The following is a 6,733-nucleotide window of genomic DNA, read 5'->3' as shown; positions in this document are numbered from 1 at the left end:
TGTGCCGGCCGGGTTTTTCCATTCCTCGATACAGGCGACGGTTTTGCCGAGCTGCGCTGCGCGGATGGCAGCGATATAGCCGCCGGGGCCAGCACCGATCACGACGACGTCAAATTCTTGGGACATGACTATCCTTTCGATCGCGCAATGGCACGCGCATCAAGGCGCGCCATTGCAATCTCAACCCAAACAAGTGGTGATGCCGCGCTTTAGCGCGCGGCGAGCGCGAATTACAGATCCAGCAGCAAGCGAGCTGGATCCTCGAGCGCATCCTTCATCGCAACGAGCGACAAGACGGCTTCGCGGCCGTCGATGATGCGGTGATCGTACGACAGCGCGAGATAGTTCATCGGGCGGATCACGATCTGTCCGTTCTCGACGACGGGACGCTCTTTCGTCGCGTGTACGCCGAGAATGGCCGACTGCGGCGGGTTGATGATCGGTGTCGACAACATCGAGCCAAACACGCCACCGTTGGAAATCGAGAACGTACCGCCCGTCATTTCATCGATCGAGAGCTTACCGTCCTTGGCCTTCTGCCCAAACTCAGCAATCTTCTTTTCGATGTCTGCAAGGCTCATTTGATCGGCGTTGCGCAGGATAGGCACGACGAGGCCGCGCGGCGAGCCGACGGCAATGCCGATGTCGAAGTAGCCGTGATAGACGACGTCCGTGCCGTCGATCGACGCGTTCACGAGCGGGAACTTCTTCAGTGCATGAACTGCGGCCTTCACGAAGAACGACATGAAGCCAAGCTTGACGCCGTGTTCCTTCTCGAACCTGTCCTTGTACTTGTTGCGCAACTCCATGACAGGGGCCATGTTCACTTCATTGAACGTCGTCAGGATCGCGTTCGTCTGCTGCGACTCGAGCAGGCGCTCGGCAATGCGCTGACGCAGGCGCGACATCGGCACGCGCTGCTCGGGCCGGTTGTTGATCCAGGTTTCAGCGGTTGCCGGCGCTTTCACGTCCGGCAGGGACGGCTTGACTTGGCGGGGTGCGGGTGCCGCGGGCGCAACTGCTGGAGCAACCTTCGCAGGGGCGAGCCCATTCGCACTCAGCACATCGCCCTTGGTGATGCGGCCGTCGCGGCCCGTGCCCTGAATCTGGTCGGCCGACAGCGTCTTCTCGGCCATCAGCTTGTTGGCAGCCGGCGACGCCGGCGCGCCGACTGACGTCGACGATGCCGACGATGCCACGGTGCTGGCTGAAGCCGGCGCTGCGGCGGCAGTCGCAGCCGGTGCAGCGCTAGCGCTCGCCTTCGCCTCCGTGTCGATCTTCGCGAGCAGTTGTTCCGATAACACCGTGTCGCCATCGTGGACGAGCTGTTCCGTCAAGACGCCCGCCTCGGGCGCGGGCACCTCGAGCACAACCTTGTCGGTCTCGATTTCCACGAGCACTTCGTCGCGCGCAACCGACTCACCCGGCTTCCTTTTCCATTGCAGCAACGTGCCTTCCGAAACGGACTCGGAAAATTGCGGGACCTTGACGTCAACAATAGCCATTTGAACCTTCCTGAAAGTGTATGGGGTGTGGGGGCGAACCGGACCCGTGGCGCATCGTCCGCAATGTCGAAGACGCGGAAAACGACACGGGAAAGCATCGTTGTTGTGCTTTCCCGGTTCGCGTCATCCGGTTACTTGACGACCGACGCGCTCTTCAAGCGGCCGAACGCGCCCTCCACGAGCGCCTTTTGCTGCTCGTAGTGCTTCGCGTAGTAGCCGACCGCCGGTGAGGCCGAGGCTGGACGTCCGCTGTAGGCCAGCTTTTGCCCTTCCTTCATACCGTCCTTGAGGTGATGTTCGATATAGAACCACGGACCTTGGTTTTGCGGCTCGTCTTGCACCCACACCACTTCCGTCGCGTTGTCGTACCGCTTCATTTCCGTTTCGAACTGCTTGTGCGCGAACGGATAAAGCTGCTCGATGCGCACGATTGCGACATCGTTCGCCTTGGCTTCGCGGCGATGCGCAACGAGGTCGTAGTAGACGCGGCCCGAGCAAGCGACCACGCGCTTGACCTTCTTCGTGTCGATGCTCGCATCGCTCTCGCCGATGACCGTCTGGAACGACCCGTTCGCGAACTCCGAGAGATCGGACACCGCCTCTTTGTGACGCAGCAGCGACTTCGGCGTAAAGACGATGAGCGGCTTGCGGAAGAGGCGAATCATCTGGCGGCGAAGCAAGTGGAACATTTGCGCCGGGGTCGTCGGCTGTACGACTTGCATGTTGTTCTCGCCGCAGAGCTGCAAATAACGCTCGATGCGCGCTGATGAATGCTCTGGCCCCTGCCCCTCATAGCCGTGCGGCAGCAGCATCGTCAGACCGGACACACGGCCCCATTTGACTTCGCCCGACGAAATGAACTGATCGATCACGACCTGCGCGCCGTTGGCGAAGTCGCCAAACTGCGCCTCCCACAGGACGAGGGTATTCGGCTCGGCCGTCGAATAGCCGTACTCGAAACCAAGTACCGCTTCTTCGGACAACACCGAATCGATGACCGTGAACTTGGCCTGGCCCTCTGCCGCGTTCTGCAGCGGAATGTACGTGCCGTCGTTCCACCGCTCGCGGTTCTGATCGTGCAGGACAGAGTGACGGTGCGTGAATGTGCCCCGGCCCGAATCCTGACCGGTGAGGCGCACCGCATACCCCGATGCAACGAGTGACGCGAAAGCAAGGTGCTCACCCATGCCCCAGTCGAGCGGAGCCTCGCCGCGTGCCATTGCACGACGGTCATTGACCACGCGCTCGACGAGCGGGTGTAGCTTGAAGTTAGGGGGGATCGTTGTGATGCGCTCGCCAATGCGCTTGAGCTCTGCAAGAGGCACAGCGGTATCGGCCGCGTCGGTCCACCTGCGATTGAGGAAAGGCATCCAATCGACCGCATACTTGCTCTTGTAATTCGAGAGCACGGGATCGATCGTGTGCTGCCCCATGTCCATTGCCTGCCGGTATGCCTTCACGTAGTTGTCGGCATCCTCGGCGGTGATCACGCCCTGCTGCACGAGCTTTTCGGCATAAAGCGCGCGCGTACCAGGATGCTGGGCGATCTTCTTGTACATGAGCGGCTGCGTGACAGCCGGCGTGTCCTGCTCGTTGTGGCCGAGCTTGCGGAAGCAGACGATGTCGACGACGACATCCTTGTGGAACTGCATCCGGAAGTCGATCGCAAGTTGCGTGGCGAGGACAACCGCTTCGGGATCGTCGCCGTTGACGTGCAGCACCGGCGCTTCAATCATCTTGACGACGTCCGTGCAATAGAGCGTCGAGCGTGCGTCGCGCGGATCGGACGTCGTGAAGCCGATCTGGTTGTTGATGACGATGTGCAGCGTACCGTGCGTGCCATAGCCGCGCGTTTGCGCGAGATTCAGCGTTTCCATCACGACGCCCTGCCCCGCGAATGCGGCGTCGCCGTGAATCTGCACGGGCAGCACCTGGGCGCCCTCTTCGTCGCCGCGGCGATCCATACGCGCCTTCGCGGACCCTTCCACGACGGGGTTGACGATTTCCAGGTGCGACGGGTTGAACGCAAGCGAAAGGTGAACCGGACCGCCTTCGGTCGAGACATCCGAAGAGAAACCCTGGTGGTACTTCACGTCGCCGGCCGGCAGATCGTCTGCGTGCTTGCCTTCAAATTCGGCGAAAAGATCGGACGGCATCTTGCCGAGCGTATTGACGAGCACGTTCAGGCGGCCGCGGTGGGCCATACCGATCACGATTTCCTGCACGCCCATCGCGCCGGCGCGGCGGACGACTTCATCCATCGACGCAATGAAGCTCTCGCCCCCTTCAAGCGAAAAACGCTTCTGGCCGACGTAGCGAGTGTGCAAATAGCGCTCGAGACCCTCAGAGGCCGTCAAGCGGTTGAGAATGTGCTTCTTCTTCTCGGGCGAAAAGTTCGGAGTTGCGCGGATCGACTCGAGGCGCTCCTGCCACCAGCGCTTTTGCTCCGGGTCTCCGACGTACATGAACTCGGCACCGATCGTCCCACAGTACGTGTCGCGCAGGGCCTTGACGATCTCGCGCAGTGATGCCTGCTCGAACCCGAAATAGAGGTTGCCCGCGCTGAACGTCTGGTCCATGTCGACTTCGGTGAAGTCGTAGAACGCAGGCTCGAGCTCAGGAATGGCAGGACGCTCGCGACGCTTGAGGGGATCGAGATTGGCCCATTGCGACCCGAGGAAGCGATAGGCACCGATGAGCGACTGGACGTGAACCTGCTTGCGCGCGGTGCCCAGGTTTTCGCCGGCTTCGCGGGGGACGAAAGCGTTTGCTTTCGCACGCTGGGCAAATGATTCGACGATCGGCCCGTGAGCCACGTCGCTTGCGCCCGATCCGTCTGAAGCGGGCACGTTTTGCAGAGCGTCAAAATACTCGCGCCAGTTCTCGGGCACGGACGCCGGATTGTCCAGATACCGCTCGTACAGTTCCTCGACGTACGGCGCATTACCGCCGAACAAGTACGAGTTCAGCTGAAATTGCTTCATCATCTTACGCTCACCTTTCTTCGAGTTTCTCGAGGAATAGCGGGTTAATTCAAACCTTCCGCGACACGGCCTGACCGTTTAGCGGATTGCGAATCAAGTCTTGCAGGGAAGGACCTAATAAAACTTGCAAGGCGGAGGATAGCACATAAGAGACGATCGAGATCGAGGACAACTTGCTTTGAAAAACGCAAAAAGCCGCTCCAGAGAGCGGCTTTTTGGAATGATACTGGTTGACTACCGGCGCAGATGCAATGCGAATGGGGGCTTGAATCGGGGCTTCCCGGGGGGGCGCCCACGCCCTTGTTGCTTTTGCGCTACCGGCTACCAGCCACGCAGTGCAGCGTCCCCGTTGCGCGCCAGATCAACGCGCATCGAGTGAGGCTGCGATCTTCTGCTTAGTCGACTGCGGTCTCGCGGCTTGCCCGACGACGCTCGTGTTCCTTGAGATGGCGCTTGCGCAAACGGATCGATTGCGGCGTGACCTCGACGAGCTCGTCATCGTCGATGAACTCGACCGCATACTCAAGCGACAGCTGGATCGGCGGCACCAGTCGAACGGCCTCGTCTGTCCCCGACGCGCGGACGTTCGTAAGCTGCTTACCCTTGATCGGATTGACGACGAGATCGTTATCGCGGCTGTGAATCCCGATGATCATGCCCTCGTAAAGCGCATCACCCGGCTTCACGAACATGCGGCCGCGGTCCTGCAGCTTCCAGAGCGCATAGGCAACGGCACCGCCGTCGTCTTGCGAAATCAGCACGCCGTTGCGCCGCTCGCCCAACGAACCGTCCTTGACCGGAGCGTATTCGTCGAAAACATGGCTCATGAGGCCCGTGCCGCGGGTGAGCGTCATGAACTCGCCCTGAAAGCCGATGAGACCTCGTGCGGGAATCCGATACTCGAGCCGTGTCCGACCACGGCCATCCGAGGCCATGTCGAGCATCTCGCCCTTGCGACGCCCGAGTTCCTCCATCACGCCGCCCTGATGGCCGTCCTCGACGTCAACCGTCAACAGTTCGTACGGCTCGTGCTTCACGCCGTCGATCTCTTGAATCACCACACGCGGGCGCGAAACGGCCAGCTCATAGCCCTCGCGGCGCATGTTTTCGACGAGAATCGTGAGGTGCAGCTCGCCGCGCCCCGAAACTTCGAAAACCGTTTCGTCGCCCGTGTCGCGCACGCGCAGCGCCACGTTGTGATTGAGCTCGCGCATCAAGCGGTCGCGGATCTGGCGGCTCGTCACGAACTTGCCCTCTTTACCCGCCAGCGGCGACGAGTTGACGAGGAAGTTCATGGTGAGCGTCGGCTCGTCCACGGTGATCATCGGCAAAGCCTCAGGCGTGTCGGGTGCGCAGATCGTAGCCCCGATGCCGACTTCCTCGATGCCGTTGATTAGCACGATGTCGCCCGCCTGAGCCTCATCGACCTGCACGCGCTCCAGCCCCTTGAACGACAGCACTTGATTGATCTTGCGATTCAGGCTCTCGCCGTCCGGCCCGAACTTAATGACGACGGGCTGACCCGGCTTGATGCGTCCACGCGTAATGCGGCCGACGCCAATGCGGCCAACGTACGTCGAGTAATCAAGCGAGGTGATCTGCAACTGCAGCGGCGCGTCCGGATCCGCCGGGCGGACGGGCACGTGCTCGAGAATCGCATCGAAAAGCGGCCGCATGTCGCCCTCGCGTGCGCTGGCGTCGAGCGACGCATAGCCGTTCAGCCCCGATGCATAGACGATCGGGAAGTCGAGCTGATCCTCGTTTGCGCCCAGCTTATCGAAGAGATCGAAGGTCTGATTGATGACCCAGTCGATGCGAGCGCCGGGCCGGTCGATCTTGTTCACCACGACAATCGGCTTCAAGCCCAGAGCGAGCGCCTTCTTCGTGACGAAACGCGTTTGCGGCATCGGCCCTTCGACAGCGTCGACGAGCAGCAGCACCGAATCGACCATCGACAGCACTCGCTCGACCTCACCGCCGAAATCCGCGTGCCCCGGGGTGTCGACGATGTTGATGTGCGTGCCCTCGTATTCGACGGCACAGTTCTTCGCGAGGATGGTAATGCCGCGCTCGCGCTCGATGTCGTTCGAATCCATCACCCGTTCGGCAACCTGCTGGTTGTCGCGGAACGTGCCCGACTGACGAAGCAGTTGGTCGACGAGCGTGGTCTTGCCATGGTCGACGTGGGCGATGATGGCGATGTTGCGAAGGGCGCGAGTCATAAAAGGAATCTGGATTGCTGCA

Annotated in this window: 4 protein-coding genes; all 4 read right to left on the bottom strand. The window is 61.1% G+C overall.

The genetic code is table 11. The annotated features are described in order from the left end of the window. Positions 1 to 126 (bottom strand): FAD-dependent oxidoreductase (locus tag VL598_RS13990; RefSeq protein ID WP_325327325.1); only part of this gene is annotated, 126 nt, incomplete at its 3' end. 104 nt (positions 127 to 230) lie between these two features. Next, positions 231 to 1,505, bottom strand: coding sequence for a 2-oxoglutarate dehydrogenase complex dihydrolipoyllysine-residue succinyltransferase (odhB, locus tag VL598_RS13985; protein ID WP_325327323.1), 1,275 nt, complete (start codon positions 1,503 to 1,505; stop codon positions 231 to 233). 131 nt (positions 1,506 to 1,636) lie between these two features. Further along, on the bottom strand, positions 1,637 to 4,492 hold the full coding sequence (locus VL598_RS13980) for a 2-oxoglutarate dehydrogenase E1 component (protein WP_325327322.1): 2,856 nt from the start codon (positions 4,490 to 4,492) through the stop codon (positions 1,637 to 1,639). A 392-nt stretch (positions 4,493 to 4,884) separates the two neighbouring features. After that, complete coding sequence (typA, locus tag VL598_RS13975; RefSeq protein WP_325327324.1) at positions 4,885 to 6,711, bottom strand: translational GTPase TypA; 1,827 nt, start codon at positions 6,709 to 6,711, stop codon at positions 4,885 to 4,887. Positions 6,712 to 6,733 lie beyond the last annotated feature (22 nt).

It is taken from the genome of Trinickia sp. (assembly GCF_035492435.1).
In the GTDB taxonomy this organism is placed as follows: Bacteria; Pseudomonadota; Gammaproteobacteria; order Burkholderiales; family Burkholderiaceae; genus Trinickia.
Note: the sequence above shows the minus strand (reverse complement) of the source record. Positions and strands in the feature narration are given on the sequence as shown.

Bases quoted from the DNA above. Each gene is read 5' to 3' on its own strand.
- typA (WP_325327324.1), bottom strand. From the start codon at position 6,711: ATGACTCGCGCCCTTCGCAACATCGCCATCATCGCCCACGTCGACCAT.
- VL598_RS13980 (WP_325327322.1), bottom strand. From the start codon at position 4,492: ATGATGAAGCAATTTCAGCTGAACTCGTACTTGTTCGGCGGTAATGCG.
- odhB (WP_325327323.1), bottom strand. From the start codon at position 1,505: ATGGCTATTGTTGACGTCAAGGTCCCGCAATTTTCCGAGTCCGTTTCG.